Consider the following 26,106-nt stretch of genomic DNA (forward strand, 5'->3'; position numbering starts at 1 on the left):
CATGAACCGAATGTCCCTTGCCGCCCTGCTCAGTTGCCTTCCCCTCGTCGCCTGGGCGGACAACCCCGTGAAACTGGATACGCCGGTCTCCGGCTGGCGTGCCGGCGACGGTTCCGCCGCCAATTACCGGCAGGTGGTGAACTACCCGGCGTCCTCGGTCAACGTCGCCGCCGACCAGGCGACCACCGCGCGCATTCGCGGCGCGATCGAGAGCCAGCCCAAGGACCGCCCGGCGACGCTGGTGGTGAACGGTGTGAGCATGCCACTGAAGGTGGACGCCGATGGCAGCTTCGACCGCCCGTTCGCCTTCCCGTCCGGCAGCAACAGCGTCGAGGTGCGCAACGCCGCCGGGCAGTCGCGACGGGTCCAGTTCTATCACGGTGGCGGCGGCGGGGAAGTGCCGGCCAAGCTGCGCGTGCTGCTGTCCTGGGACAGCGACAACACCGACCTCGACCTGCACCTGGTGACCCCGGACGGCGACCATGTCTGGTATGGCAATCGTTCGCTGGCCAACGGCGCGACCCTGGATGTCGACGTCACCACCGGCTACGGCCCGGAAATCATCGCCACGCCGACGCCGCAGAAGGGGCCCTACCTGGTCTACGTCAACTACTTCGGCGGTGGCTACGGCAGCAGCGAGGATGGCGCCGAACAGGCCGCCCAGGACCTGACCACGGCGCGCATCACCCTGGTCACCGAAGAGGGCACGCCGAACGAGAAACAGGAAACCTTCCTGGTGCCGATGCGCAAGCCTGGCGAGCTGACGCTGGTGAAGCGCTTCAGTTATCCGTAGGCGCCTGCGCTCGGTCCCATAGGGCGAATAACGCCCCTGGCGTTATTCGCCGTCGCTCAGGCATCGGTGTTATCAACCCGTGGCCTGACGGCGGCGCTCATGCCGCTGCGAATGGCTCCTGGGCTCAGGCGGGCTGTTCGCCCTGCCAGGTATCGATCGCTTCCTGCGCCGCACGGAACGCATCGATCGCCGCCGGCACCCCGGCATAGACCGCGCAGTGCAGCAGTGCCTCGCGGATTTCCTCCACCGTGCAGCCGTTGTTCAGCGCACCGCGCACGTGCCCCTTGAGTTCCTGCGGGCACTTCAGGGCGGTCAGGGCGGCCAGGGTGATCAGGCTGCGGGTCTTGCGCGGCAGCGCCTCGCGGGCCCAGACCGAGCCCCAGGCATGCTCGTTGACGAAGTCCTGCAATGGCTGGGTGAAGGCGGTGGCGTTGCCCATGGCGCGCTCGACGAAGGCGTCGCCCATGACTTCACGTCGGATCTCCAGGCCGGTCTTGCCTTGTTCGCTCATCGGAAGGTTCCTGTCGTGGGTAGAAGGTGGCTCAATCCAGCGACTCTATCCGAACCGGCGCCACGCCGCTGCGGATCATACCCAGGCCTTCGGCGGCCTTGCGCGATACATCGATGATCCGTCCGCGGCGGAACGGCCCGCGATCGTTGATCCGCACCACCACGCTGCGGCGGTTGTCGAGGTTGGTTACCCGCACGCGGGTACCGAACGGCAACGTGCGGTGGGCAGCGGTCATTGCGTTGGGGTTGTAGCGCTCGCCGCTGGCGGTACGCAGGCCTGCGTGGCGGCTGCCATAGTAGGAGGCTTCGCCGGTATCCGCGGAACCGCTGCCGGCGAGGCTGGAGCAGCCGGCGAGGAACAGGGGCAGGACGGCGAGGGCGAGGCGCGCGGCGGCGGATGGGGTGGGCATGGACAACAGGCTCCTGGCGGACAAGAAGACGCCGGGCGAACCCGGCGTCTGGCTTTGACTCACGCTTCGAGCTTTTTCTTCAGCAACTCGTTCACCTGCTGCGGGTTGGCCTTGCCTTTCGAGGCCTTCATCGCCTGGCCGACGAAGAAGCCGAACATCTTGCCGCGCTTGGCCTCGTCGGCAGCGCGGTACTGCTCGACCTGCTCGGCGTTGGCCGCCAGCACCTCGTCGAGCATCTTCTCGATGGCGCCACTGTCGGTGACCTGCTTCAGGCCCTTGGCCTCGATGATCTGGTCGGCGGAACCCTCGCCGTTGGCCATGGCTTCGAAGACCATCTTGGCGATCTTGCCGGAGATGGTGTTGTCCTTGATGCGCAGGATCATGCCGCCCAGTTGCTCGGCGGACACCGGAGACTGCTCGATCTCCAGGCCGTCCTTGTTGAGCAGGCTGCCCAGCTCGACCATCACCCAGTTGGCCGCCAGCTTGGCGTCGCCGCAGATGCCCTGGACCTTCTCGAAGTAGTCGGCCATCTCGCGGCTGGCGGACAGCACGCTGGCATCGTAGGCGGACAGGCCGTACTGGCTCTCGAAGCGTTCGCGCTTCTGCACCGGCAGTTCCGGCAGTTGCTCGCGCAGCTTCGCCAGGTACTCGGGCTCGATGACCACCGGCAGCAGGTCGGGACAGGGGAAGTAACGGTAGTCGTTGGCTTCTTCCTTGCCGCGCATGGAGCGGGTCTCGTCCTTGTTCGGGTCGTACAGGCGGGTTTCCTGGACTACCTTGCCGCCGTCCTCGATCAGCTCGATCTGGCGCTGGATCTCATGGTTGATCGCCTTCTCGATGAAGCGGAAGGAGTTGACGTTCTTGATCTCGGCGCGGGTGCCGAATTCGGCCTGGCCCTTCGGTCGTACCGAGACGTTGCAGTCGCAGCGCAGCGAGCCCTCGGCCATGTTGCCGTCGCAGATGCCCAGGTAGCGCACCAGGGCGTGGATCGCCTTGACGTAGGCCACGGCTTCCTTGGCGCTGCGGATGTCCGGCTCGGAAACGATCTCCAGCAACGGCGTGCCGGCGCGGTTCAGGTCGATGCCGCTCATGCCCTGGAAGTCTTCGTGCAGGCTCTTGCCGGCGTCCTCCTCCAGGTGCGCGCGGGTGATGCCGATGCGCTTGCTGGTGCCGTCTTCCAGGGTGATGTCGAGATGGCCCTTGCCGACGATGGGATGGTCCATCTGGCTGGTCTGGTAGCCCTTCGGCAGGTCGGGGTAGAAGTAGTTCTTGCGGGCGAACACGTTCTGCCGGTCGATCCGTGCGTCGATCGCCAGGCCGAACAGGCAGGCCATGCGTACGGCCTCCTCGTTGAGCACCGGCAGGGTGCCCGGCATGGCCAGGTCGACCAGGCTGGCTTGGGTATTCGGCGCGGCGCCGAAGGCGGTCGAGCTGCCGGAGAAGATCTTCGATTGGGTGGCGAGCTGTGCGTGGATTTCCAGCCCGATCACGGTTTCCCATTGCATGTGGTGTTCCTCAATCCTTCTGTGCCTGCGCAGTCCCGCTGCCGACCCTGCGGGTCGCCCTCTCCGCGCCGGGAGAGGGGAGGGGACTGCGTGGCGTTGCCATGGCTTAGAAGCCGGCCGGGGTGCGGGTGTGCCAGTCGCTGACCTGCTGGTACTGGTGCGCGACGTTGAGCAGGCGGCCTTCCTGGAAGTAGGGCGCGAGCAACTGGACACCCACCGGCAGGCCGTCGACGAAGCCGGCGGGCATGGACAGCCCCGGCAGGCCGGCGAGGTTGGCGGTGATGGTGTAGATGTCTTCCAGGTACTGGGAAACCGGGTCGTCGTTTTTCTCGCCGATCTTCCAGGCCGGGTTCGGCGTGGTCGGGCCGAGGATCACGTCCACTTCGGCAAAGGCGCTGACGAAGTCGTTCTTGATCAGCCGGCGAATCTTCTGAGCCTGCAGGTAATAGGCATCGTAGTAGCCGGCCGAGAGTGCGTAGGTGCCGACCATGATGCGGTTCTTCACTTCGCTGCCGAAGCCTTCCGCGCGCGAGCGCTTGTACAGGTCTTCCAGGTTCTGCGGGGCGTCGCAACGATAGCCATAGCGCACGCCGTCGAAGCGCGACAGGTTGGAGGACGCCTCGGCCGGCGCGATTACGTAGTAGGCCGGGATGGCGTGCTGCATGTTCGGCAGGGAAATGTCCTTCACCGTGGCGCCGAGCGTCTTCAGCTCCTCGACCACGGCCAGCACCGCGTCGGCGATGCGGCTGTCGAGGCCGGCGCCGAAGTATTCCCGCGGCAGGCCGATGCGCAGGCCGCTCAGCGGCTTCTGCAGGGCGGCCAGGTAGTCGTCCACCGGCTGTTCGACGCTGGTCGAGTCCTTCGGATCGAATCCGGCCATCACCCCCAGCATCAGCGCGCAGTCCTCGGCGGTGCGCGCCAGCGGGCCGCCCTGGTCGAGGCTGGAGGCGTAGGCGATCATGCCCCAGCGGGAAACCCGGCCGTAGGTTGGCTTGATCCCGGTGAGGTTGGTCAGCGCCGCCGGTTGGCGGATCGAGCCGCCGGTATCGGTGCCGGTGGCGGCCGGCAGCAGGCGCGCGGCGACTGCCGCGGCGGAACCGCCGGAGGAGCCGCCCGGCACGCGGTCGAGGCTCCAGGGGTTGTTCACCGCGCCGTAGTGGCTGGACTGGTTCGACGAGCCCATGGCGAATTCATCCATGTTCAGCTTGCCGAGGGTAACGGCGCCGGCGGCGGTGAGCTTCTCGACCACGGTGGCGTCGTAGGGCGAGACGAAGTTGTCGAGCATCTTCGAACCGCAGCTGGTGCGTACGCCCTGGGTGCAGAACAGGTCCTTGTGGGCGATCGGCGCGCCGAGCAGGGCGCCGTTCTCGCCGTTGGCGCGCCGTTCGTCGGCTGCCTTGGCCTGGGCGATGGCCAGGTCGTCGGTGATGCTGATGAAACTGTTGAGCTGGGGATCCAGCTGCCGGATGCGACCGAGCAGGGTGCGGGTCAGCTCTTCGGCGGAAAATTGCTTGTCGGCGAGGGCGCGGGCGATCTCGGCGAGGGTCAATTGATGCAGCATGTGTCCGCGTCCTTATGACTCGATGACTTTCGGAACCAGGTACAGACCTTCTTCCACGGCGGGGGCGATGGTCTGGTAGGCGTCGCGGTGATCGGTCTCGGTGACCGCGTCCGGGCGCAGGCGCTGGGTGGCTTCCAGCGGATGGGCGAGCGGTTCGACGCCGCTGGTGTCGACCGCCTGCATCTGGTCGATCAGGCCGAGGATGTTGTTCAGGGTCTCGGTGGTGCGCGGAAGATCGGCCTCGCTCAGGCCCAGGCGGGCGAGATGGGCGATTTTTTCCACGTCGGAGCGTTCAAGCGCCATCGGGAGTCTCCAGCAAAAGCGGCCTTGGAAGGGCGGCGGGGCGCCATGCGTTATATAAGGCAGGGAACGGATGCCGCGGTCGGCGGTCTAATTCCGCCTGGACGGGCCTTGTGGGGCCGGGAAAAGCCTGCAATTTAGCATATTGCCCGCCTTGCCCAAAATCCCCGTCGTTGTTAGAGTTTGCCGCACTTTTTTACCCGCGTATTTTTCACCCACGCTTCGCCTAGGGTTTCTTTCCCATGTTCAAAAAATTGCGTGGCATGTTTTCCAGCGATCTGTCGATCGACCTGGGTACTGCCAATACCCTTATTTATGTGCGCGAGCGCGGCATCGTCCTGAACGAACCGTCCGTGGTCGCCATTCGCAGCCATGGCAGCCAGAAGAGCGTCGTCGCCGTGGGCACCGAGGCCAAGCGCATGCTCGGCCGTACCCCGGGCAACATCGCCGCCATCCGTCCGATGAAAGACGGCGTGATCGCGGATTTCAGCGTCTGCGAGAAGATGCTGCAGTACTTCATCAACAAGGTCCACGAGAACAGCTTCCTGCAGCCCAGCCCACGCGTGCTGATCTGCGTGCCGTGCAAGTCCACCCAGGTTGAGCGCCGGGCCATCCGCGAATCCGCCCTGGGCGCCGGCGCCCGCGAGGTGTTCCTGATCGAAGAGCCGATGGCTGCCGCCATCGGCGCCGGCCTGCCGGTCGAGGAGGCCCGCGGCTCGATGGTCGTAGACATCGGCGGCGGCACTACCGAGATCGCCCTGATTTCCCTCAACGGTGTTGTCTACGCCGAATCCGTCCGCGTCGGCGGCGACCGCTTCGACGAAGCCATCGTCACCTACGTGCGCCGCAACTACGGCAGCCTGATCGGCGAATCCACCGCCGAGCGCATCAAGCAGGAGATCGGCACCGCCTTCCCGGGCGGCGACGTTCGCGAAGTCGACGTCCGCGGCCGCAACCTGGCCGAAGGCGTACCGCGCAGCTTCACCCTGAACTCCAACGAGGTCCTCGAGGCCCTGCAGGAGTCCCTGGCGACCATCGTCCAGGCGGTCAAGAGCGCCCTCGAGCAATCGCCGCCGGAGCTGGCCTCGGATATCGCCGAGCGCGGCCTGGTGTTGACCGGCGGTGGCGCGCTGCTGCGCGACCTGGACAAGCTGCTGGCACAGGAAACCGGCCTGCCGGTGATCGTCGCCGAGGAGCCGCTGACCTGCGTGGCTCGCGGCGGTGGCCGTGCGCTGGAGATGATGGACCGCCACTCCATGGACCTGCTCTCCACCGAGTAAGGTGGCGAGCATCGTCGCCTAGGAGCGGATCATCAAACCGCTATTCTCCAAAGGCCCGTCGCTGGGCGTTCGCCTGTTGGTGCTGGCCGTGCTGTCGGTCAGCCTGATGGTGGTGGACGCCCGGTTCGACTATCTGGAGCCCGTCCGTAGCAAGCTGGGGATGGTGCTCACGCCTTTCTACGGCCTGGCGGAAATGCCGGTGCGCGCCTGGGAAGGCGTGCGCGACCAGTTCAGCAGCCGTAGCGAGCTGATCGCCGAGAACGAACGCCTCAAGGCCGAGTCCCTGCTGATGCAGCGCCGGGTGCAGAAACTCGCCGCGCTCACCGAGCAGAACGTGCGCCTGCGCGAGCTGCTCAATTCCGCCGCGCTGGTCGACGACAAGGTACTGGTCAGCGAGCTGATCGGCGTCGATCCGAACCCCTTCACCCAACGCATCATGATCGACAAGGGCGAGAACGACGGCGTCTTCGTCGGCCAGCCGGTGCTCGATGCCAGCGGCCTGATGGGCCAGGTGGTCGAGGTGATGCCCTATACCGCGCGGGTCCTGCTGCTCACCGACACCACCCACAGTATCCCGGTGCAGGTCAATCGCAACGGCCTGCGCGCCATCGCCGTCGGCACCGGCAATCCCGAGCGCCTGGAATTGCGCTACGTCGCCGACACCGCCGACATCAAGGAAGGCGACCTACTGGTCAGCTCCGGCCTGGGGCAACGCTTCCCCGCCGGCTATCCGGTGGCCACGGTCAAGGAAGTGATCCACGATTCCGGCCAGCCGTTCGCCGTGGTGCGCGCGGTGCCGACCGCGAAGATGAACCGTAGCCGCTACGTGCTGCTGGTGTTCAGCGACAGCCGCACCCCGGAACAGCGCGCCAACGACGCCGCCGAGGCCCAGGAAGAGGCGGACAAGAAAGCCGCCGCCGGCGCCCAGGCGCCCCAGCCTGCCGCGCAACCGGCCGCCGCGCCGTCGCCGGCCACCCCGGCAGCCCAGGGCGCTGCGCAGCAGCCCGCCGCCGCGCCCGCGCCAGCTCCCACGCAGCCTGCCGCTCCGGCGGCCAACGGGGGGCGCCGCTGATGGCTCGCGCGACCCAGGGTTCGAACAATGTCTGGGTGATCTGGCTGAGCCTGCTGGTCGGGCTGGTGCTGGCCGTAGCGCCGATGCCTACCTTCACCGAGATCGGCCGCCCGCTGTGGCTGGCGATGCTGCTGACCTACTGGGTGTTGCTGCTGCCCGAGCGCGTCGGGATGGTCACCGCCTGGCTGCTCGGCCTGGCCCAGGATGTGCTCTACGGCAACCTGCTCGGGCAGAACGCGCTGATCCTCGGCCTGATCACCTTCCTCGTGCTGTCCCTGCACCAGCGCCTGCGCATGTTCCCGGCCTGGCAGCAGTGCCTGGTGCTGGTGGTGGTCTACGGCCTGGCGCAGCTGCTCCAGCTCTGGCTCAACGCCCTGACCGGCAATCGCCCGCCGACCCTGACCTTCCTGCTTCCGGCCCTGGTCAGCGCGCTGCTCTGGCCCTGGGTGTACGCCCTGCTGCAGTTCGTCCGTCTGCGTCTCAACGTGAGGTAGGTCCGCTTCGCAGCTATGCTGCGGCGGATACGTCATTCTTCGAAACGGGTGATCGGCGCATCGCCCGACGCGTTTCCCGGGAGCCTCCATGCCGTCGCTGTATCTCGCCTCCGCCTCGCCCCGTCGCCGTGAACTGCTGACCCAGATCGGCGTTCCGCTGTCCGTGCTCGTCACCGCTATCGACGAGTCCCCCTTGCCGAACGAAGCGCCCGCCGCCTACGTCGAGCGCCTGGCGCGCGGCAAGGCGGCCGCCGGGCTGGCTATGCTGGAAGGGCGCGGCGAGGACGGTTATGTCCTGGGCGCGGATACCTCGGTGGTGATCGACGGGCGAATTCTCGGCAAGCCCGTGGACCAGGCCGAGGGGCTGGCCATGCTGGCTGCGCTGTCCGGGCGCGAACACCAGGTTCTCACCGCCGTGGCCCTGGCCGCCGCTGGCGGCGTCGAGGCGCGGGTAGTGGAGTGCCGGGTGCGCTTCCGCCAGGTCGCCCCGGAAGAAGCGCTGCGCTACTGGCAGAGCGGCGAGCCGGCGGACAAGGCGGGCGGATATGCGATCCAGGGCCTCGGAGCGATATTCGTCAGCCGCATCGAAGGCAGTTACAGTGCGGTGGTCGGGCTGCCTTTGTGTGAAACTGCGGAACTGTTGAGGGAATTCGGCATCCCTTGCTGGCAGCCCGTGGGTGGCAACCCGCCGTAACGCCTAACGCGCCGAAATAAGGACAGTGGACGCATGAGCGAAGAGATCCTGATCAATATCACGCCGATGGAGTCGCGCGTGGCGGTGGTGGAAAACGGCGTCCTGCAGGAAGTGCATGTCGAACGCACCCAGCGGCGCGGCATCGTCGGCAATATCTACAAGGGGCGGGTGGTACGGGTACTGCCGGGGATGCAGGCGGCGTTCGTCGACATCGGCCTGGAACGTGCGGCGTTCATCCATGCCGCCGAGATATCCAATCGCGAAGGCAGTGCCGTGGAAAGCATCAGTGCCCTGGTCCATGAGGGGCAGGCGCTGGTGGTGCAGGTGACCAAGGATCCGATCGGCACCAAGGGCGCACGGCTGACCACCCACCTGTCGATTCCTTCGCGCTATCTGGTGTACATGCCGCGCACCAGCCATGTCGGGATATCCCTGCGGATCGAGGACGAAGTCGAGCGCGAGCGCCTGAAGAAGGTGGTGGCCGACTGCGTGGCGGCGGAAGGCATCGAGGGGCAGGGCGGCTTCATCCTGCGCACCGCCGCGGAAGGCGCGGGCGAGGACGAGATTCTCGCCGACATCCGCTACCTTCGCCGGCTATGGGACCAGATCGCCGCGCAGATCCAGACCGTCGGCGCGCCTTCGGTGATCTACGAAGACCTGTCCCTGGCGATCCGTACACTGCGCGACCTGGTGAACCCGCGGATCGAGAAGATCCGCATCGACTCGCGAGAGAACTTCCAGAAGATCACTTCCTTCGTCGAAGAATTGATGCCGGAGATTTCCGATCGCCTCGAACACTACCCGGGCGAGCGACCGATCTTCGATCTCTACGGCGTCGAGGACGAAATCCAGAAAGCCCTGGAGCGCAAGGTACTGCTGAAGTCCGGCGGCTACCTGATCGTCGATCCGACCGAGGCGATGACCACCATCGACGTGAACACCGGCGCCTTCGTCGGCCATCGCAACCTCGAGGAAACCATCTTCAAGACCAACCTCGAGGCGGCCACCGCGATCGCCCGCCAACTGCGCCTGCGCAACCTGGGCGGGATCATCATCATCGACTTCATCGACATGGAGGACGAGGAGCATCGCCGGCAGGTCCTGCGCACCCTGGAGAAGCAACTGGAGCGCGACCACGCGAAGACCAACATCATCGGCATCACCGAGTTGGGCCTGGTGCAGATGACCCGCAAGCGCACCCGCGAAAGCCTGGTGCAGATCCTCTGCGAGCCGTGCCCCTGCTGCCAGGGACGCGGCATGCTGAAGACTGCGGAAACCACCTGCTACGAGATTTTCCGCGAGATTCTCCGCGAGGCACGTGCCTACCAGGCCGACTCCTACCTGGTGCTGGCCAACCAGAAGGTGGTGGACCGGCTGCTCGACGAGGAGTCGGGTAACGTCGCCGATCTCGAGGCGTTCATCGGCCGCACCATCAAGTTCCAGGTCGAGGCGATGTACTCGCAGGAGCAATATGACGTGGTCCTGCTCTGAGGCGTATGGCTGAAATGGCGGATGTGGGAAGCCTCGGAACGCGACTGCTACGGATCGTCCTGGGTCTGTGCGCCCTGGTACTGGTGCTGCTGGCGCTGTACGTCAGCCTTGGCCGGCAACTGGTGCCGCTGGTGGCCGAATACCGCCAGCAGCTGGAGGACGAAGCTGGCAAGCAACTCGGCATACCGGTGCGGATTGCCGAACTGACGGGCTCCTGGCGCGGCTTCGAGCCTCTGGTGGTAGCGCGCGACATTCAGGTCGGCGACGGCGAACAGAGTCTGCGCCTGGCGCGGGTGCGGCTGGCGCCGGACCTGCTCGGCAGCCTGCTGGCGCGCCAGGTGCGGATCGGCAGCCTGGAGCTGGAGGGACTCAAGCTGACCCTGCGCGAAGGCGAGGATGGCCAGTGGAGCCTGGATGGCCTGCCGCACAGTGACAAGCCCAGCGATCCCCGGAAACTCCTGCAATTCCTGCTGCAGACCCAACGCATCTCGCTGCTGGACAGTCAACTGGAGGTGGCGCCGCGGGGAAGCGCAGCGTTGTCGCTCAGCGCGGTCGGCGCGACCCTGCGCAGTTCATCGGTTGGTGGGCAGAGTCTCGATGCCCGCCTGCAACTGCCGGATGGCCAACCCCTGGCGCTGCACGCCGAAGGGCGGATCGACAGTGAGGACTGGCCGCGCAGCAGCGCCAGGTTCTATCTCAGCCTGCCGCAGAGCGACTGGGCGCAATGGTTGCCGGCCGGTCTGACCCAGGAATGGACGATCGTCCGGGCCAAGGCCGGCGGCGACTTCTGGTTCGACTGGCGCGACGGCAAGGCGCAACGGCTGGTGGCACGGCTGCTGGCGCCGCAGTTGAAGGCGTCGTATGCCGCGCGCAAGCCGGTGGAAATCAACGACCTGGGCATGAACCTGTTCTTCGATCGCGAAGCGCAGGGCTGGAAGGTTCGGGTCGGCGACCTGGCGGCGAATTTCGGCGAGCAGCGCTGGGGCGAGGTGGAGTTGCTGTTGCGTCGCGACCAGCAGAACAACGAGCCACACTGGAAGCTGCAGGCCGACCGCGTCGACCTGACGCCCCTGGTGCCGGCGATAGAAGCGCTGGCGCCGCTGCCGGACGCGGCGGCGGAGTGGGTGGCGGGCCTGAAGCCGAAGGGCATCCTGCACAACCTGAACGCCGATTTCTGGCCGCAGCGGGAGGTGCCCGAGCGGGTCAGCTACGCGACCAACCTGGAAAAGGTCGGTATCTCGGCGTTCCATGAGGTTCCGGCAGTGGAAAATGTCAGCGGCACCTTGACCGGCACCCTGGCTGGAGGCCAGCTCGACGCATCGGCGCAGGATTTCATGCTGCACCTGGCCAAGGTGTTTCCCGAGCCGTGGCGCTACCGCGAGGCTCGCACGCGGATGTTCTGGAGCCTGGACGACCGCGCCTTCACCCTCGGCAGCCACCTGATGCGGGTCGAGGGCGAGGAGGGCCGCCTGGCCGGCGACATGCTGATCCGCCTGATGCGCGATCCCGGCGCTGAAGACTACATGGACCTGCAGGTCGGCCTCAGCGACGGCGACGCGCGCTTCACCGCCAAGTACCTGCCGACCCAGTTGCCGGGAATGAACAAAAGCCTGGCGAACTGGCTGAAGACGGCGATCCGCAGTGGCCATGTCGAGCAGGGCTACTTCCAGTGGCAGGGCTCGCTGAACCGCGGCGCGGCGGCCGAAGCCCACGTCATGAACCTCTACTTCAAGGTCCGCGACGGCGAGCTGGCCTACCAGCCCGGCTGGCCCGTCCTGAGCAAAACGGTCGGCGAGGTGTTCGTCGAGGATTCCGGAGTCCGCGTGCTGGCCTCCAGCGGGAATCTGTTGAATTCCCGGGTCAGCGACGTCAAGGTCGACATTCCCCTCGGCCGTCCGGGACAGACGCCGCACCTGTATGTGGATGGGGCCGTCGACAGTAACCTGAAGGACGGCATCAAGCTGCTCCAGGAAGCGCCGATCCCGACCCGCAAGATCTTCGCCGGCTGGGAGGGCGATGGGCCCTTGCAGGGCCACCTGAAGCTGGATATTCCGCTGGACCACGACGAGGCCGGCAAGACCGGGGTGGTCGTGGATTTCTCCACCGTGGGCGCGACCCTGAAGATGCCCAGTCCGAAGCTGGATATGAGCGAAGTGAAGGGCGACTTCCGTTTCGACCTGGCCAAGGGCCTGAGCGCCCCGGCGGTGCAGGCCCGGGTGCTGGGCAGCGAGGTACGCGGGCGGATCGTCGCCGAGGGGCGCGGCGATGCGCGCACGCGCTTGCTGCTCAACGGCCAGGTGGCGGTCAAGTCGCTGAGCGACTGGCTCGGCGCTGGCCAGCGTCCGTTGCCGGTCTCGGGACGCCTGCCGTTCCAGCTCAACCTGCTGCTGGATGGCAAGGACAGCCAATTGCAGATCGATTCGGATCTCAAGGGCGCCGTCGTCGACCTGCCGGCGCCGTTCGGCAAGACGGCCGCCCAGGCGCGGCCGACCCAATGGCGGATGACCCTGGATGGCGCCGAACGACGTTACTGGGCGCGTTACGACGGCCTCGCCAGCCTGGCCTATGCGGCCCCGGCGGACAAGCCGCTGAACGGACGCGGCGCCCTGCGCCTGGGCGGTGACCCGGCGTTGCTGCCCTCGGCACAGGGGCTGCGGGTGCGCGGGCGTCTGGCGGAACTGGACTGGGACGCCTGGCAGGCCACCCTGAAGCGCTACGGCAACGGCGACCAGGCCGCCAGTAGCGCTGCGGGCCTGCTGCGCGGCGCCGACCTGCGCATCGACAGCTTCAAGGGCTTCGGCCAGGAGCTGAAGAACCTGACCGTCGACCTGGCCCGCCAGGAGCGGGCCTGGCAACTGGTGCTGGTCAGCGACCTCGCATCGGGGCGCCTGGTCCTGCCGGATGCCAGGGGCGCGCCGATCGTGGTCGATCTGGACCGCCTGAACCTGCCGAAGTCGACCCTTCCCGACGAGAACAAGGTGGAGGACTCGGACCCGCTGGCCGCCGTCGATCCGCGCAGCCTGCCGGCGGTAGACGTGAAGATCGGCCAGGTCGCCCTCGGCGGCCAGCCGCTGGGCGCCTGGAGCCTGAAGGTACGGCCGGGCAGCAACGGCGTGGCGTTCAACGACCTGGACCTCGACCTGCGTGGCCTGCACGTCAACGGCAGCCTGCGTTGGGACGGCAGTCCGGGCAATACCCGCAGCACCTATCAGGGCCGGATCGAGGGCAAGAACCTGGCGGATGTGCTCAAGGCCTGGAATTTCGCGCCGAGTGCCACCAGCGAACGTTTCCGCATGGATATCAACGGCCAGTGGCCGGGATCGCCGGCCTACATGGCCCTGAAGCGCTTCAGCGGCAGCATGGATGCATCGCTGCGCAAGGGGCAGTTCGTCGAGGTCGAAGGCAGCGCCCAGGCGCTGCGAGTGTTTGGCCTGCTCAATTTCAACGCGATCAACCGCCGGCTGCGCCTGGATTTCTCGGACATCCTCGGCAAGGGACTGAGCTATGACCGGGTGAAGGGGGTTCTCTCCGCCACCGACGGCGTCTACGTCACCCGCGAGCCGCTGAAGCTGGAAGGACCGTCGAGCAACCTGGAGTTGAACGGTACCCTGGACCTGGCTCACGATCGGATCGACGCCAAGCTGCTGGTGACCTTGCCATTGACCAACAACCTGACCCTGGCGGCACTGATAGTTGGCGGTCCGGCGGTCGGCGGCGCGGTCTTCGTCGTCGACAAGCTGCTCGGCGACCGGGTCTCGCGCTTCGCCAGCGTGCAATACAGCGTCAAGGGCCCCTGGCAGGATCCGAAGATCAGCTTCGACAAGCCATTCGAGAAGCCCCGCTGAGCGGCGCCCGGTGCCGCGACGCGGCGCTTTCGTCCGCAAGGAGGAAACCATGTCCATTGCCGTGATCCAGATGGTCAGCCAGGACGACGTGACGGCCAACCTGGCTGCCGCCCGTCGCCTGCTGGAACAGGCCGCCGAGGGCGGGGCGCGGCTCGCCGTGCTACCGGAAAACTTCGCCGCCATGGGCCGGCGCGACCTGGCCGAACTGGGGCGCGCCGAGGCGCGGGGGAACGGGCCTATCCTGCCGTGGTTGAATTCCGCCGCTCGCGACCTCAGGTTGTGGATAGTCGCCGGAACGTTGCCGCTGCCGCCGGATGGGCAACCCGAGGCGAAGGCGAATGCCTGTTCGCTGCTGATCGACGAGCACGGAGAGCGGGTCGCCCGCTACGACAAGCTGCACCTGTTCGATGTGGATGTAGCCGATGCGCGGGGCCGCTATCGTGAATCCGACGACTATGCTTTCGGTCAGAAGATCGTGGTGGCGGATACGCCGGTCGGCCGCCTCGGCCTGACGGTCTGCTACGACCTGCGTTTTCCGGAGCTCTATACCGCCCTGCGCGAGGCCGGCGCGGAACTGATCACGGCGCCGTCGGCGTTCACCGCGGTGACCGGCGCGGCGCACTGGCAGGTACTGGTCCGCGCCCGTGCCATCGAGACCCAGTGCTACCTGCTGGCGGCCGGACAGGGTGGCGTTCACCCACGGGGCCGGGAGACGTTCGGCCATTCGGCCATCGTCGATCCCTGGGGCCGGGTCCTGGCCGAGCGGCCGCAGGGCGAAGCGGTGCTGCTGGCGGTGCGCGACGCCGCAGAACAGGCGGATATCCGCCGGCGCATGCCGGTGGTGGCGCACAGACGATTTTTCCCGCCGGCCGAACCGCGGCCGGCGCGTACGGAGTGAATATGAGCGAGTTGTTGTCATCCGTCAGCCAGCAATTGCTGGCCCCCGGTGGTCTGGAACTGGACAGCCTGCCCGGCATTCTTCATGAACTGAACGGCCCGGGCATCGATGCCGCCGACCTGTATTTCCAGAGTCAGGTCTCCGAGTCGTGGATGCTCGAGGACGGCATCGTCAAGGAAGGCAGCTTCAATCTCGACCAGGGTGTCGGGGTACGCGCGCAGTCGGGCGAGAAGACCGGCTTCGCCTATAGCAATGCGATCACCGCCGAGGCGTTGAAACAGGCCGCGGTGGCGGCCCGTTCGATTTCCCGTGCGGGACAGAACGGCAGCGTGCAGGCGTTCAAGGCCGTGGTGCCGGCTCGCCTGTACGCCGGCGAGAACCCGCTGGACGTGCTCAGCCGTGCCGAGAAGGTCGAGTTGCTGAAGCAGATCGACGCCGCTACCCGTGCGCTCGATCCCCGCATCCAGCAGGTCACGGTGAGCATGGCCGGCGTCTGGGAGCAGATCCTGGTAGCGGCCAGCGACGGTTCTCTGGCCGCCGACATTCGTCCGCTGGTGCGTTTCAACGTCAGCGTGATCGTCGAACAGAACGGCCGACGCGAACGCGGCGGCCACGGCGGCGGCGGTCGCACCGACTATCGCTATTTCCTCCAGGAGGATCGTGCCATGGGCTACGCCCGCGAGGCCCTGCGCCAGGCGCTGGTCAACCTCGAGGCGATTCCCGCGCCGGCCGGCACCCTGCCGGTGGTGATGGGCGCGGGTTGGTCCGGGGTCCTGCTCCACGAAGCGGTCGGCCACGGCCTGGAGGGCGACTTCAACCGCAAGGGCAGCTCCGCCTACAGCGGCCGGGTCGGCGAAAAGGTCGCCTCGAGCCTGTGCACCATCGTCGACGACGGCACCCTGGCCGGGCGTCGCGGCTCGCTGAGCGTGGATGACGAAGGCACGCCGAGCAACTGCAACGTGCTGATCGAGAACGGCGTGCTCAAGGGCTACATGCAGGACAAGCTCAACGCCCGACTGATGGGCGTGGCGCGCACCGGTAACGGCCGCCGCGAGTCCTACGCGCACCTGCCGATGCCACGCATGACCAACACCTACATGCTGGCCGGCGAGAGCGATCCGCAGGAAATCATCGCCTCGGTGGAGAAGGGTATCTACTGCGCCAACCTCGGCGGTGGCCAGGTCGATATCACCAGCGGCAAGTTCGTGTTCTCCACCAGCGAGGCCTACCTGATCGAGAACGGCAGGATCACCACCCCGGTGAAAGGCGCCACCCTGATCGGCAACGGTCCGGAAGCGATGAGCCGGGTGTCCATGGTCGGCAACGACCTGGCCCTGGACAGTGGCGTGGGAACCTGCGGGAAGGACGGTCAGTCGGTGCCGGTCGGCGTCGGCCAGCCGACCCTGAAGATCGATGCGATCACCGTCGGCGGCACCGGCGCCTGAGGCATGGCCCGGGCGCCGGCGCGGCGAAACCTAGCGCAGGCCGCGCTTGGTTTCGTCCAGTTCGCGGATGTACTTGAACACTTTGCGTGCGGCGGCCGGCGGTTTGTTGTGCGCGGCCTCGTGCTGGGCGTGGCGGACCAGGCCGCGCAGGTGCTGGCGATCGCACTCGGGGAACTCCCCGACGAAGGCGTCCAGCGCTGCGTCGCCGCCGGCGATCAACTGGTCGCGCCAACGTTCGAGGGCATGGAAACGTTCGTTGTACTGGCGGGTGGAGGAGTCCACCTGGTCGATGAGGGCGACGATGGCGTCCACGTCCTGGTCGCGCATCAGTTTGCCGATGTACTGGATATGCCGTTTGCGGGCGATGTGCGCCTTGTGCTTCGGCGCCTCGAGCAGCGCCTTGCGTAGCGGGTCGGTGAGCGGCAGGCGCTCCAGCAACTGCGGTTGCAGGGTGGTCAGGCGCTCGCCGAGGTCCTGCAGGGCATGCAGCTCGCGTTTGATCTGCGACTTGCTCTTCTCTTCGAATTGCGAGTCGTCGTCGTGAAATTCAGCCATGGTGGTGGTCCAGTGGAAAACGCCGCCATGATAACGAGTCAGGGGCCGCTTGTCCGGCCCGGCCGCGTGGGCGGCCACGTCAACAGGAGAGTCAACAGATGAGTCTACATGCCGCGGCAGTCGGTCCCTCCGTGCTTCCGGACCTTCGCGAGCAGGTCGAGCAGATCATCGCCGAGGCCCGCCGCCAGGGCGCCAGTGCCTGCGAAGTGGCGGTGTCGCTGGAGCAGGGCCTGTCCACCAGCGTGCGCCAGGGCGAGGTGGAAACCGTCGAGTTCAACCGTGACCAAGGTTTCGGCATCACCCTCTACGCAGGCCAGCGCAAGGGTTCGGCGAGCACCTCGGCGACCGGCGAGGCGGCCATCCGCGAGACGGTGGCGGCGGCGCTGGCGATCGCCCGCCATACCTCCGAGGACGAATGCGCCGGTCTCGCCGATGCCGCGTTGATGGCCCGCGAGTTGCCCGAGCTGGACCTCTATCATCCATGGAGCCTGAGTCCCGAGCAGGCCGTGGAACGTGCCCTGGCTTGCGAGGCAGCGGCGTTCGCCGCCGACAAGCGGGTGACCAAGGCCGACGGCACCACCCTGAATACCCACCAGGGCTGCCGGGTATACGGTAACAGCCACGGTTTCATCGGTGGTTACGCCAGCACCCGGCACAGCCTCAGCTGCGTGATGATCGCCGAGGGCGAAGGACAGATGCAGCGTGACTATTGGTATGACGTCAACCGCCGTGGCGAGGCCTTGGCCAGCGCCGAGTCGATCGGCCGGCGCGCCGCCGAGCGCGCCGCCAGCCGACTGGGCGCGCGGCCGGTGCAGACCGCCGAAGTGCCGGTGCTGTTCGCTCCGGAAATCGCTGTTGGCCTGTTCGGCCATTTCCTCGGGGCGATCTCAGGCGGCAGCCTGTATCGCAAGTCATCCTTCCTCGAAGGCGCGCTGGGCCAGCGCCTGTTTCCCGAGTGGCTGAGCATCGACGAGCGGCCGCACCTGGTCGGCGCGCTCGGCAGCGCCAGCTTCGATAGCGACGGCCTGGCCACCTACGCCAAGCCATTCGTCGAGAACGGCGAGCTGGTGTCCTATGTCCTGGGCACCTATTCCGGGCGCAAGCTCGGCCTGCCGAGCACGGCCAACGCCGGCGGCGTGCATAACCTGTTCGTCAGCCATGGCGACGAGGACCAGGCCGCTCTCATACGCCGGATGGGGCGTGGCCTGCTGGTCACCGAGTTGATGGGGCAGGGCGTCAACCTGGTGACCGGCGATTATTCCCGCGGCGCCGCCGGCTACTGGGTCGAGAACGGCGAGATCCAGTTCCCGGTCCAGGAAGTCACCATCGCCGCCAACCTGCGCGACCTGTTCCGCCGTATCGTCGCGGTCGGCAAGGACATCGAACGGCGCGGCAACCTGCATACCGGTTCTGTACTGGTCGAGTCGATGATGGTAGCCGGGCGCTGAGGCCGGGTTTCCCTCTGTAGAACGCCAGCGCTCGTCGCTGGCGTTTTCGTTTCCGCCTGTTCGATTGTCCGCCTCTATGGGGACCATGCTTGTCTTTTACCAAGAAGAAAACAATAATCAATCTCATTATCGTCTGGTGAGGTTGCCATGTCCTTCGAGGCGCACGACCCGCAAGCATTGGATCACTGGTACTGGCTGGGCACGCAGATCCGCTGCGCGCTCGATCCCGACGAACCGCGCCTGCTCGACCAGTACCTCGGCGAGGCGCGCTATCTCGCCGGTTGGGAAGGTGTGGCCGCCTGGCCGCTGTTCGAGAAAGCCTACAACCTCCTGCTCGATACCGGTCGCGATCCGATATTGCCCTGGCACTGGCGCAGCCTCTGCCTCGACTACGCCTACCGGCCCCTCTGCGAACTTCAGCGACTGACCACCAACGGCAGCCAGCGACGCCGGCTGCGCCAGCTCTCCGTACGAATGGCCAGGCAGGACCTGGCGCCGTCGATGAGCTTCGATCACCCGCAACAAGGAAACCAAGATGACTGACACCCGCATCGAACGCGACAGCATGGGCGAACTGGCGGTCCCGGCGACCGCCCTCTATGGCGCCCAGACCCAGCGCGCGGTGAACAACTTCCCGGTCAGCGGCCAGCGCATGCCCCAGGCCTTCGTCCGCGCCCTGCTGCTGGCCAAGGCCGCGGCGGCGCGGGCGAACGTCTCCCTGCAGCAATTGGATGCACCGATGGGCGAGGCGATCGCCGACACCTGCCTGCAACTGCTGCAGGAGGACTTCATGCAGCATTTCCCGGTGGATGTGTTCCAGACCGGCTCCGGCACCAGTTCCAACATGAACGCCAACGAAGTGGTGGCGACCCTGGCCAGTCGTCGCCTGGGCGGCAAGGTCAATCCGAACGACCATGTGAACTGCGGGCAGAGCAGCAACGACATCATTCCCTCGACCATCCACATCAGTGCCGCCCTCGAGATCAGCGAACGCCTGCTGCCGGCGCTGCGCCACCTGGAGCAGACTATCCAGAGCAAGGCCGGCGAAGTGCATGCCTATGTGAAGACCGGCCGCACCCACCTGATGGATGCGATGCCGGTACGCATGAGCCAGGTGCTCGGTGGCTGGGCGCAGCAGGTGCGACAGGCCGGCGTGCACATCGAGAGCGTACTTCCTGCCTTGCAGCAGTTGGCACAGGGCGGCACCGCGGTGGGCACCGGGATCAACGCCCATCCGCGGTTCGCCGAACGTTTCAGCCAGGAGCTGAACGACCTGACCGGGCTGGCGTTCCGCCCCGGCGACGACTTCTTCGCCCTGATCGGTTCGCAGGACACGGCGGTCGCTGCGTCCGGCCAGTTGAAGACCCTGGCCGTGACCCTGATGAAGCTGGCCAACGACCTGCGCTGGATGAACTCCGGGCCGCTTGCCGGGCTCGGCGAGATCGAGCTGGAAGCGCTGCAACCAGGCTCCTCGATCATGCCCGGCAAGGTCAACCCGGTGATCCCGGAGGCCACCGCGATGGTCGCCGCCCAGGTGATCGGCAATGACGCCGCCATTGCCGTCGCCGGCCAATCGGGCAACTTCGAACTGAACGTGATGCTGCCGCTGGTGGCCGACAACCTGTTGCACAGCATCCAGTTGCTGGCCAACGTCAGCCGGCTGCTGGCGGACAAGGCCATCGCCAGCTTCAAGGTCAACCAGGGCAAGCTCAGCGAGGCGTTGGCGCGCAACCCGATCCTGGTCACTGCGCTGAACCCGATCATCGGCTACCAGAAGGCTGCGGAAATCGCCAAGCAGGCCTATCGCGAGGGACGGCCGATCATCGATGTGGCGCTGGAAAACACCGATCTGGACCGTGCGCGCCTGGAGGTGTTGCTGGATCCGGAAAAACTCACGGCTGGCGGCCTCTGAGGCCGCCCCACCACTGGAGGTACCGCCATGCGTCATTGGCAACGAACGATCGAACAGGGCAACCGCTGTTTCGTCACCGGCGCATTGATCGATGCGCGTGAGCACTACCTCCATGCCCTGGCCCTGGCCCAGGTGCTGCTGGAACGCTGGGGCGACGCCGACGAGGCGGTGATGGCGTTCGTCATTTCCCATCACAACCTGGCCGACTTGCACCTGCAACTGGAGCAACCGGAGGAGACCGCAGAATACCTGTGCGCCTGCCACGAGCGCCTGTTGCGGGTCAGCGCCGACCAGAAGCTGCCGCTGGCCCTGCGCCAGGCGGCCCAGCATCACAGCCGGCGCACCTATGTCGAACTGCTGTCGTTCATCGGCGAACACGGTGCCTATCCGCGCACCGAGCGCCTGCTCAAGGGACCGCCGAACGCGGAGGTCCGACCCGAGTTCCTCGCTCCGCCCCCCTCACTTCGCTATCACTGACGGAGAGTTTCCATGCCCCACGCCTTGCCGCCCTTGCCTTACGCCTACGATGCCCTGGAACCGCACATCGATGCGCTGACCATGGAGATCCACCACAGCAAGCACCACCAGACCTATGTGAACAACCTGAACGCCGCGCTGGAAGGCACGCCCTATGCCGAGCAGCCGGTGGAAAGTCTGCTGCGGCAACTGGCTGGTCTGCCGGAGAAGCTGCGCACCCCGGTTGTCAACAATGGCGGTGGGCATGCCAACCACTCGCTGTTCTGGACCGTGATGTCGCCCCAGGGCGGTGGCCGTCCCGATGGCGACCTGGGGCGGGCCATCGATGAGCAGCTCGGGGGCTTCGAGGCGTTCAAGGATGCGTTCACCAAGGCTGCGCTGACCCGCTTCGGCAGCGGCTGGGCCTGGCTCAGCGTGACTCCCCAGGGCAGCTTGCTGGTGGAGAGCAGCGGCAACCAGGACAGCCCGCTGATGAACGGCAATACGCCGATCCTCGGCCTGGACGTATGGGAGCATGCCTATTACCTGAAGTACCAGAACCGCCGCCCGGAATACATCGGCGCTTTCTACAACGTGATCGACTGGCGGGAGGTCGCGCGTCGCTATGCGCAAGCCCTGGCCTAGTGTTACCCGTGATGCGAGATGGCTGGCCGGCAGCCTGGCGGTGCGGCGATGAAGGCGTTGCTCCATGGCATCGCCGAAGGTAACGGGCGGACGCTGCGCAACCTGCTGGGCCTGCTGATCTTCATCGGCGGCGGCTACCTGCTCGGCCGCCACGCGCTGTTGCTGGCCGAACTCAACCTGCCGGCGCCCATCGTGCTGGCATTGAAAGGCGGCCTGCTCTGTGCCTTCGGTACCGCTCTCGGGGCGATGCCGGTGCTGGTGGTGAAGACCATGCCGGCGCGCCTGTCGGATGCGCTGCTGGGCTTCGGTGCCGGCGTGATGCTCTCGGCGACGGCCTTCTCGCTGATCATGCCGGCGCTATCCGCGGCCGGCGACCTCGGCTACTCGAAGTTCGGCGCGGGGTTCCTGGTCAGCTTCGGCCTGGCGGTCGGCGTGATGGGGCTGTTCATCCTCGGCCGGCTGATGCCGGACGTCCATCCCGGTTGCGAGGGCGCGCCACTGTCCGGTGGCATTCCCCCGCGCATCCTGCTGTTCGTCACGGCCATCGTCCTGCACAACATCCCCGAAGGCATGGCGGTTGGCGTGTCGGCCGGTGCCGGCCTGGACGAGGCCAACGGCCTCGCCCTGGGCATCGCTCTGCAGGATGTGCCGGAAGGTCTGGTGGTGGCGCTGGTGCTGGCCGGAGTCGGTATGTCGCGTTTCAAGGCGATGCTGGTCGGTGCCGCGTCGGGCCTGGTCGAGCCGCTGTTCGCGGTGCTCTGCGCCTGGCTGGTCGGCCTCTCCGCGCTGCTCCTGCCCTGGGGGCTGGCCGCCGCGGCGGGAGCGATGCTCTTCGTGGTCACCCACGAGATCATTCCCGAGTCCCACCGCCAGGGACATGCCGCCGAGGCTACGCTGGGCCTGGTGTTCGGTTTCTGCCTGATGATGGTGCTGGATACCGCGCTGGGCTAGGGGATTCATCCGACGCGCGCTGAATTGACGCCGGCCGCAATCGCCGGAAAGGAAAAGCCGCCAGTTGGCGGCTTTTTCGCTGTCGCTGGGAAGAGCCTACTCGCCCTCGTCGAACCTGTTGTTGATCAGTTCGACCAGCGCGTTCAACGCCTCGTCTTCCTGTTCGCCTTCGGTATGCAGGTGCAGGTTGGTGCCCTTGCCGGCAGCCAGCATCATCACGGCCATGATGCTCTTGCCGTCGACGCAGCTTTCAGGATTGCGGCCGACCCGGACCTGGCAAGGGTAGCGCCCCGCGACGCCGACGAACTTGGCGGCCGCGCGGGCGTGCAGACCGAGCTTGTTGATGATGGTGATCTCGAGGGCGGGCATCTTGGGGAGTCTGTCCTTCTTGTTATGGGCTAGCTGCTGAGATCGCGGTGGCGAATCTGCACGTTCTTCAGGGAATCCCTGAGTGCAGCGCCAATCCGCTCGGCGAGGTAGACCGAACGATGGTGCCCGCCGGTACAGCCTATCGCAACTGTTACATATGAGCGGTTACTGGCGGCGAAGCGCGGCAGCCATTTGTTCAGGTAGCCGACGATGTCCTGGTACATTTCCTCGACGTCCGGCTGGGCGGCCAGATACTCGCGGACTTCCGGCTCCAGCCCCGAATGATCGCGCAACTCGGGCTTCCAGTAGGGGTTCGGCAGGCAGCGCACATCGAACACCAGGTCGGCGTCGACTGGCATGCCGCGCTTGAAGCCAAAGGATTCGACGAGGAACGCGGTGCCGGGCTCCGGCTTGTTCAACAGGCGCAGTTTGATGGTGTCGCGCAGCTGATAGAGGTTGAGGCTGGTGGTGTCCAGCTTCAGGTCGGCGAGGTCGGCGATCGGTCCGAGCAATTGGCTCTCGTCGCCAATCGCCTCCGCCAGCGAACGGGTGTCGGTGGTCAGCGGGTGGCGCCGGCGGGTTTCCGAGAATCGTTTGAGCAGCGTCTCGTCGTCGGCGTCGAGATACAGCACATCGCAGTTGATGTGGTTGTCCCGCACTTCCTGCAACAGTTCGGGGAAGCGCTGCAACTGGCTGGGCAGGTTGCGGGCGTCGATCGACACCGCCACCTGTGGCTGCAGTAGCTCCGTGTGCAACAGGGCGCGCTGCGCCAGGTCGGGAAGCAGGCTGGCGGGAAGGTTGTCGATGCAATAGAAGCCGTTGTCTTCGAGGACGTTCAGGGCGGTGCTCTTGCCCGAGCCCGAGCGGCCACTGACGATGATCAGGCGCATGTCATTGCCCGTTCTGTACGTCTACCACGATCTGATAAAGCGCTTCGGCGGTGGGAGCGCTGCGCAGGCGGTCGCGTACGTCGGCACGGTCGAGCATGGCGGCGATCTGCCGGAGCAGTTCGAGATGTTCTTCGGTCGCGGCCTCCGGTACCAGCAGGACGAAGAGCAGGTCGACCGGCGCGCCGTCCAGCGCGTCGAAGTCCACGGGAGCATCCAGGTGCAGCACGGCGCTGATGGGGCTCTGGCAGCCAGACAGGCGGCAGTGCGGAATGGCGATGCCATTGCCGAAGCCGGTGGAACCGAGTTTTTCCCGGGCCACCAGGTTTTCGAAGATGGTCTGGGCGTCGAACTCCGGCAGCTCCCTGGCTACCAGGTTGGCGATTTGTTCGAGTACGCGTTTCTTGCTGCCGCCCGGCACGTTCACGAGGGAACGGCCGGGGGTCAGGATTTGCTCAAGTCGGATCATAGGGGAGGGGAGATCAGCGGGCGCCTACGCCTTGCTGCCGTTCGAGATACTTCTCTTTGTGTTTGATCAGTTGACGGTCGAGTTTGTCGATCAGCAGGTCGATGGCCGCGTACATGTCCTCATGTTCCGCATTGGCTACGATCTCGCCACCGGCGATGCGCAGGGTGGCTTCGATCTTCTGCTTCAGTTTCTCGACCTCCATGATCACCTGAACATTGGTGATCTTGTCGAAATGGCGCTCCAGACGGCTCAGTTTCTCGCCGACATAGTCGCGCAGGGCGTCGGTCACATCCAGTTGATGGCCACTGATGTTGACTTGCATACCGCGTTCTCCTTGTTGCCCGTGTGTAAGTGGCAGGTTAGCAACCTGCCTCCGGAACACCTTGGCGTGGATCAACGTCACACCAGTCGCTTGCGCTCGCTCGAAGGGGCTATGCCCAGGGATTCGCGGTATTTGGCGACGGTGCGGCGAGCCACTTGAATGCCCTGTGCCTCCAGTAAACCAGCGATCTTGCTGTCGCTCAATGGCTTTTTCGCATTTTCCGCGGCCACCAGTTTCTTGATGATCGCGCGGATCGCGGTGGACGAGCATTCCCCGCCTTCGGCGGTACTGACGTGACTTGAAAAGAAATATTTCAGCTCGAAAATGCCGCGCGGCGTATGCATGTATTTCTGCGTGGTGACCCGCGAAATGGTCGATTCGTGCATGCCCACCGCTTCGGCGATGTCGTGCAGGACCAGCGGCTTCATGGCTTCTTCGCCGTAGTCGAGGAAACCGCGCTGGTGCTCGACGATCTGGGTGGCGACCTTCATCAGCGTTTCGTTGCGGCTCTGCAGGCTCTTGATGAACCAGCGGGCTTCCTGCAACTGGTTGCGCATGAAGGTATTGTCGGCGCTGCTGTCGGCGCGGCGGACCATGCCGGCGTAGGTGGCGTTGACGCGCAGGCGTGGCATCGCCTCCTGGTTCAGCTCGACCAGCCAGCGCTCGTTGTCCTTGCGCACGATGACGTCGGGGACGATGTATTCGGCTTCGCTCGATTCGATCTGCGAACCGGGCCGGGGATGCAGGCACTGGATCAGCTCGATGACCTGGCGCAGTTCGTCTTCCTTGAGCTTCATGCGCCGCATCAATTGGCTGTAGTCGCGGCCGCCGAGCAGGTCGAGGTAGTCGGATACCAGGCGCAGCGCTTCGTTCAGCCAGGGCGTGGTGGACGGCAACTGGCGCAGTTGCAGCAGCAGGCACTCGCGCAGGTTGCGGGCGCCGATGCCGGCGGGTTCCAGTTGCTGGATGCGGCGCAGCACGACTTCCACTTCGTCGAGCTCGACGTCCAGTTCCGGATCGATGGCGGCGAGGATTTCTTCGAGGGACTCTTCGAGGTAGCCATCGTTGTTGATGCTATCGATGATGGTCACCGCGATCATCCGATCGGTGTCCGACATCGGTGCCAGGTTGACCTGCCAGAGCAGGTGGCTGTGCAGGCTCTCGCCGCTGCTGGTGCGCGCGGTGAAGTCCCACTCGTCATCGTCGTTGCTGGGCAGGCTGCTGGCGCTGGTCTGGTAGATGTCTTCCCAGGCGGTATCCACCGGCAACTCGCTGGGTATGCGTTCGCTCCACTGGTCGTCGTCGAGGCTTTCGACGCTGGGCGTGGCGCTTTCCTGGAGAGGGCTCTCCTGGGGCGCGCTGGCCGCCTGTTCGGCGCCATCGGCGAGAGGGTCGCTGTTGTCGAAATCGTCGCCGTCTTCCTGGCGTTCGAGCATGGGATTGGATTCCAGCGCTTCCTGGATTTCCTGCTGGAGGTCCAGGGTGGATAGCTGGAGGAGGCGTATGGCCTGTTGCAGCTGCGGCGTCATCGTCAGCTGCTGGCCCATCTTGAGGACTAGCGATGGTTTCATGGCTGAGGGCTTAGTACCTTATTCGCTGGTACCGGATGGCACCATCCACTACTACGGGTGCCGAGGTGGCGGCACCGCCAGGAAGCAAATTATATGCCTGAATTTTCGTACTTTGCCTAGGGTTGCTCTGAATAAATCATCCGCTCCAGGCGGCACTCGTGGTTGCGAAACCGCGGGCGAGCGGAACCGCTCCGGCGAGGCCGGAGGGCGCGCTAGGAGATTT

At 66.0% G+C, this 26,106-nt stretch carries 26 protein-coding genes; 15 read left to right on the plus strand and 11 right to left on the minus strand.

Features of this window, described 5'->3' with window-relative positions:
* Position 1: 1 nt before the first annotated feature.
* On the plus strand, positions 2 to 793 hold the full coding sequence (locus tag JHD77_RS21085) for a YfaP family protein (RefSeq protein WP_003112868.1): 792 nt from the start codon (positions 2 to 4) through the stop codon (positions 791 to 793).
* A gap of 124 nt (positions 794 to 917) precedes the next feature.
* On the opposite strand, the gene JHD77_RS21090 is transcribed toward JHD77_RS21085, so the two are convergent.
* The 5 genes from JHD77_RS21090 to gatC all read right to left on the minus strand — a co-directional run bounded on the left by JHD77_RS21090 (position 918) and on the right by gatC (position 5,082).
* The gene (locus JHD77_RS21090) at positions 918 to 1,304 is read right to left on the minus strand and encodes a carboxymuconolactone decarboxylase family protein (protein ID WP_003094405.1); all 387 of its coding nucleotides are present in this window, start codon (positions 1,302 to 1,304) and stop codon (positions 918 to 920) included.
* Between the two features lie 31 nt (positions 1,305 to 1,335).
* Positions 1,336 to 1,713 (minus strand): septal ring lytic transglycosylase RlpA family protein, encoded by a 378-nt coding sequence (locus tag JHD77_RS21095; protein WP_003116225.1) that lies wholly within the window; start codon positions 1,711 to 1,713, stop codon positions 1,336 to 1,338.
* A 59-nt stretch (positions 1,714 to 1,772) separates the two neighbouring features.
* Complete coding sequence (gene gatB, locus JHD77_RS21100; protein WP_223685172.1) at positions 1,773 to 3,233, minus strand: Asp-tRNA(Asn)/Glu-tRNA(Gln) amidotransferase subunit GatB; 1,461 nt, start codon at positions 3,231 to 3,233, stop codon at positions 1,773 to 1,775.
* 91 nt (positions 3,234 to 3,324) lie between these two features.
* The gene (gatA, locus tag JHD77_RS21105; protein WP_009315920.1) at positions 3,325 to 4,779 is read right to left on the minus strand and encodes an Asp-tRNA(Asn)/Glu-tRNA(Gln) amidotransferase subunit GatA; all 1,455 of its coding nucleotides are present in this window, start codon (positions 4,777 to 4,779) and stop codon (positions 3,325 to 3,327) included.
* A gap of 12 nt (positions 4,780 to 4,791) precedes the next feature.
* Positions 4,792 to 5,082, minus strand: a complete 291-nt coding sequence (gene gatC, locus JHD77_RS21110; protein WP_003106543.1) for an Asp-tRNA(Asn)/Glu-tRNA(Gln) amidotransferase subunit GatC — start codon at positions 5,080 to 5,082, stop codon at positions 4,792 to 4,794.
* A gap of 239 nt (positions 5,083 to 5,321) precedes the next feature.
* On the opposite strand from gatC, the gene mreB reads away from it, so the two are divergent.
* From mreB to tldD, 8 genes are all read left to right on the plus strand, one after another.
* A complete protein-coding gene (gene mreB / locus JHD77_RS21115; protein ID WP_003094393.1) occupies positions 5,322 to 6,359 on the plus strand; it encodes a rod shape-determining protein MreB in 1,038 nt (345 codons plus the stop codon).
* 31 nt (positions 6,360 to 6,390) lie between these two features.
* Positions 6,391 to 7,431, plus strand: coding sequence for a rod shape-determining protein MreC (gene mreC / locus JHD77_RS21120; RefSeq protein ID WP_071533941.1), 1,041 nt, complete (start codon positions 6,391 to 6,393; stop codon positions 7,429 to 7,431).
* A complete protein-coding gene (gene mreD, locus JHD77_RS21125) occupies positions 7,431 to 7,925 on the plus strand; it encodes a rod shape-determining protein MreD (protein WP_003094389.1) in 495 nt (164 codons plus the stop codon). Before mreC ends, mreD begins: the two co-directional genes overlap by 1 nt.
* A gap of 88 nt (positions 7,926 to 8,013) precedes the next feature.
* Complete coding sequence (locus JHD77_RS21130; RefSeq protein ID WP_003107169.1) at positions 8,014 to 8,619, plus strand: Maf family protein; 606 nt, start codon at positions 8,014 to 8,016, stop codon at positions 8,617 to 8,619.
* 33 nt (positions 8,620 to 8,652) lie between these two features.
* Positions 8,653 to 10,110 (plus strand): ribonuclease G, encoded by a 1,458-nt coding sequence (gene rng / locus JHD77_RS21135; RefSeq protein WP_003094386.1) that lies wholly within the window; start codon positions 8,653 to 8,655, stop codon positions 10,108 to 10,110.
* Between the two features lie 14 nt (positions 10,111 to 10,124).
* Positions 10,125 to 13,955, plus strand: a complete 3,831-nt coding sequence (locus tag JHD77_RS21140; RefSeq protein WP_023086634.1) for a YhdP family protein — start codon at positions 10,125 to 10,127, stop codon at positions 13,953 to 13,955.
* 49 nt (positions 13,956 to 14,004) lie between these two features.
* Entirely contained in the window at positions 14,005 to 14,853 is an 849-nt protein-coding gene (locus tag JHD77_RS21145; protein ID WP_003112739.1) for a carbon-nitrogen hydrolase family protein, read from the plus strand.
* A 2-nt stretch (positions 14,854 to 14,855) separates the two neighbouring features.
* Positions 14,856 to 16,298: a metalloprotease TldD gene (tldD, locus tag JHD77_RS21150; protein WP_003098866.1), complete on the plus strand. Its 1,443-nt coding sequence runs from the start codon at positions 14,856 to 14,858 to the stop codon at positions 16,296 to 16,298.
* A 30-nt stretch (positions 16,299 to 16,328) separates the two neighbouring features.
* On the opposite strand, the gene yjgA is transcribed toward tldD, so the two are convergent.
* The gene (gene yjgA / locus JHD77_RS21155; RefSeq protein WP_003094378.1) at positions 16,329 to 16,853 is read right to left on the minus strand and encodes a ribosome biogenesis factor YjgA; all 525 of its coding nucleotides are present in this window, start codon (positions 16,851 to 16,853) and stop codon (positions 16,329 to 16,331) included.
* A gap of 98 nt (positions 16,854 to 16,951) precedes the next feature.
* On the opposite strand from yjgA, the gene pmbA reads away from it, so the two are divergent.
* The 6 genes from pmbA to JHD77_RS21185 all read left to right on the plus strand — a co-directional run bounded on the left by pmbA (position 16,952) and on the right by JHD77_RS21185 (position 22,265).
* Complete coding sequence (pmbA, locus tag JHD77_RS21160; protein ID WP_003110024.1) at positions 16,952 to 18,301, plus strand: metalloprotease PmbA; 1,350 nt, start codon at positions 16,952 to 16,954, stop codon at positions 18,299 to 18,301.
* A 147-nt stretch (positions 18,302 to 18,448) separates the two neighbouring features.
* Positions 18,449 to 18,844, plus strand: a complete 396-nt coding sequence (locus JHD77_RS21165) for a hypothetical protein (RefSeq protein ID WP_003094374.1) — start codon at positions 18,449 to 18,451, stop codon at positions 18,842 to 18,844.
* Positions 18,837 to 20,213 (plus strand): class II fumarate hydratase FumC, encoded by a 1,377-nt coding sequence (gene fumC, locus JHD77_RS21170; RefSeq protein ID WP_003112741.1) that lies wholly within the window; start codon positions 18,837 to 18,839, stop codon positions 20,211 to 20,213. Before JHD77_RS21165 ends, fumC begins: the two co-directional genes overlap by 8 nt.
* A 27-nt stretch (positions 20,214 to 20,240) precedes the next feature.
* Positions 20,241 to 20,690, plus strand: a complete 450-nt coding sequence (locus JHD77_RS21175) for a hypothetical protein (protein WP_003094369.1) — start codon at positions 20,241 to 20,243, stop codon at positions 20,688 to 20,690.
* A gap of 12 nt (positions 20,691 to 20,702) precedes the next feature.
* A complete protein-coding gene (locus JHD77_RS21180) occupies positions 20,703 to 21,314 on the plus strand; it encodes a superoxide dismutase (protein WP_003098862.1) in 612 nt (203 codons plus the stop codon).
* A gap of 18 nt (positions 21,315 to 21,332) precedes the next feature.
* Positions 21,333 to 22,265, plus strand: coding sequence for a ZIP family metal transporter (locus JHD77_RS21185; protein ID WP_003120918.1), 933 nt, complete (start codon positions 21,333 to 21,335; stop codon positions 22,263 to 22,265).
* Between the two features lie 96 nt (positions 22,266 to 22,361).
* On the opposite strand, the gene JHD77_RS21190 is transcribed toward JHD77_RS21185, so the two are convergent.
* The 5 genes from JHD77_RS21190 to JHD77_RS21210 form a co-directional block, all read right to left on the minus strand.
* Positions 22,362 to 22,634, minus strand: coding sequence for an HPr family phosphocarrier protein (locus JHD77_RS21190; protein WP_003094362.1), 273 nt, complete (start codon positions 22,632 to 22,634; stop codon positions 22,362 to 22,364).
* A 29-nt stretch (positions 22,635 to 22,663) separates the two neighbouring features.
* Positions 22,664 to 23,524: an RNase adapter RapZ gene (rapZ, locus tag JHD77_RS21195; protein WP_003094361.1), complete on the minus strand. Its 861-nt coding sequence runs from the start codon at positions 23,522 to 23,524 to the stop codon at positions 22,664 to 22,666.
* Position 23,525: 1 nt separating this feature from the next.
* On the minus strand, positions 23,526 to 23,990 hold the full coding sequence (ptsN, locus tag JHD77_RS21200) for a PTS IIA-like nitrogen regulatory protein PtsN (protein ID WP_003098853.1): 465 nt from the start codon (positions 23,988 to 23,990) through the stop codon (positions 23,526 to 23,528).
* A gap of 13 nt (positions 23,991 to 24,003) precedes the next feature.
* Positions 24,004 to 24,312: a ribosome hibernation-promoting factor, HPF/YfiA family gene (hpf, locus tag JHD77_RS21205; protein WP_003094359.1), complete on the minus strand. Its 309-nt coding sequence runs from the start codon at positions 24,310 to 24,312 to the stop codon at positions 24,004 to 24,006.
* 77 nt (positions 24,313 to 24,389) lie between these two features.
* Positions 24,390 to 25,883 carry an RNA polymerase factor sigma-54 gene (locus JHD77_RS21210; RefSeq protein WP_003094357.1) on the minus strand — a complete coding sequence of 498 codons (1,494 nt, stop codon included), beginning with the start codon at positions 25,881 to 25,883 and terminating at the stop codon, positions 24,390 to 24,392.
* Between the last annotated feature and the right edge of the window lie 223 nt (positions 25,884 to 26,106).

The sequence above is a fragment of the Pseudomonas sp. P20 genome (assembly GCF_016463925.1).
Taxonomy (GTDB): Bacteria; Pseudomonadota; Gammaproteobacteria; order Pseudomonadales; family Pseudomonadaceae; genus Pseudomonas; species Pseudomonas aeruginosa.

Bases quoted from the DNA above. Each gene is read 5' to 3' on its own strand.
- JHD77_RS21085 (WP_003112868.1), top strand. From the start codon at position 2: ATGAACCGAATGTCCCTTGCCGCCCTGCTCAGTTGCCTTCCCCTCGTC.
- JHD77_RS21090 (WP_003094405.1), bottom strand. From the start codon at position 1,304: ATGAGCGAACAAGGCAAGACCGGCCTGGAGATCCGACGTGAAGTCATG.
- JHD77_RS21095 (WP_003116225.1), bottom strand. From the start codon at position 1,713: ATGCCCACCCCATCCGCCGCCGCGCGCCTCGCCCTCGCCGTCCTGCCC.
- gatA (WP_009315920.1), bottom strand. From the start codon at position 4,779: ATGCTGCATCAATTGACCCTCGCCGAGATCGCCCGCGCCCTCGCCGAC.
- gatC (WP_003106543.1), bottom strand. From the start codon at position 5,082: ATGGCGCTTGAACGCTCCGACGTGGAAAAAATCGCCCATCTCGCCCGC.
- mreB (WP_003094393.1), top strand. From the start codon at position 5,322: ATGTTCAAAAAATTGCGTGGCATGTTTTCCAGCGATCTGTCGATCGAC.
- mreD (WP_003094389.1), top strand. From the start codon at position 7,431: ATGGCTCGCGCGACCCAGGGTTCGAACAATGTCTGGGTGATCTGGCTG.
- JHD77_RS21130 (WP_003107169.1), top strand. From the start codon at position 8,014: ATGCCGTCGCTGTATCTCGCCTCCGCCTCGCCCCGTCGCCGTGAACTG.
- rng (WP_003094386.1), top strand. From the start codon at position 8,653: ATGAGCGAAGAGATCCTGATCAATATCACGCCGATGGAGTCGCGCGTG.
- JHD77_RS21140 (WP_023086634.1), top strand. From the start codon at position 10,125: ATGGCGGATGTGGGAAGCCTCGGAACGCGACTGCTACGGATCGTCCTG.
- JHD77_RS21145 (WP_003112739.1), top strand. From the start codon at position 14,005: ATGTCCATTGCCGTGATCCAGATGGTCAGCCAGGACGACGTGACGGCC.
- tldD (WP_003098866.1), top strand. From the start codon at position 14,856: ATGAGCGAGTTGTTGTCATCCGTCAGCCAGCAATTGCTGGCCCCCGGT.
- yjgA (WP_003094378.1), bottom strand. From the start codon at position 16,853: ATGGCTGAATTTCACGACGACGACTCGCAATTCGAAGAGAAGAGCAAG.
- pmbA (WP_003110024.1), top strand. From the start codon at position 16,952: ATGAGTCTACATGCCGCGGCAGTCGGTCCCTCCGTGCTTCCGGACCTT.
- JHD77_RS21165 (WP_003094374.1), top strand. From the start codon at position 18,449: ATGTCCTTCGAGGCGCACGACCCGCAAGCATTGGATCACTGGTACTGG.
- fumC (WP_003112741.1), top strand. From the start codon at position 18,837: ATGACTGACACCCGCATCGAACGCGACAGCATGGGCGAACTGGCGGTC.
- JHD77_RS21175 (WP_003094369.1), top strand. From the start codon at position 20,241: ATGCGTCATTGGCAACGAACGATCGAACAGGGCAACCGCTGTTTCGTC.
- JHD77_RS21180 (WP_003098862.1), top strand. From the start codon at position 20,703: ATGCCCCACGCCTTGCCGCCCTTGCCTTACGCCTACGATGCCCTGGAA.
- JHD77_RS21185 (WP_003120918.1), top strand. From the start codon at position 21,333: ATGGCTGGCCGGCAGCCTGGCGGTGCGGCGATGAAGGCGTTGCTCCAT.
- JHD77_RS21190 (WP_003094362.1), bottom strand. From the start codon at position 22,634: ATGCCCGCCCTCGAGATCACCATCATCAACAAGCTCGGTCTGCACGCC.
- rapZ (WP_003094361.1), bottom strand. From the start codon at position 23,524: ATGCGCCTGATCATCGTCAGTGGCCGCTCGGGCTCGGGCAAGAGCACC.
- ptsN (WP_003098853.1), bottom strand. From the start codon at position 23,990: ATGATCCGACTTGAGCAAATCCTGACCCCCGGCCGTTCCCTCGTGAAC.
- hpf (WP_003094359.1), bottom strand. From the start codon at position 24,312: ATGCAAGTCAACATCAGTGGCCATCAACTGGATGTGACCGACGCCCTG.
- JHD77_RS21210 (WP_003094357.1), bottom strand. From the start codon at position 25,883: ATGAAACCATCGCTAGTCCTCAAGATGGGCCAGCAGCTGACGATGACG.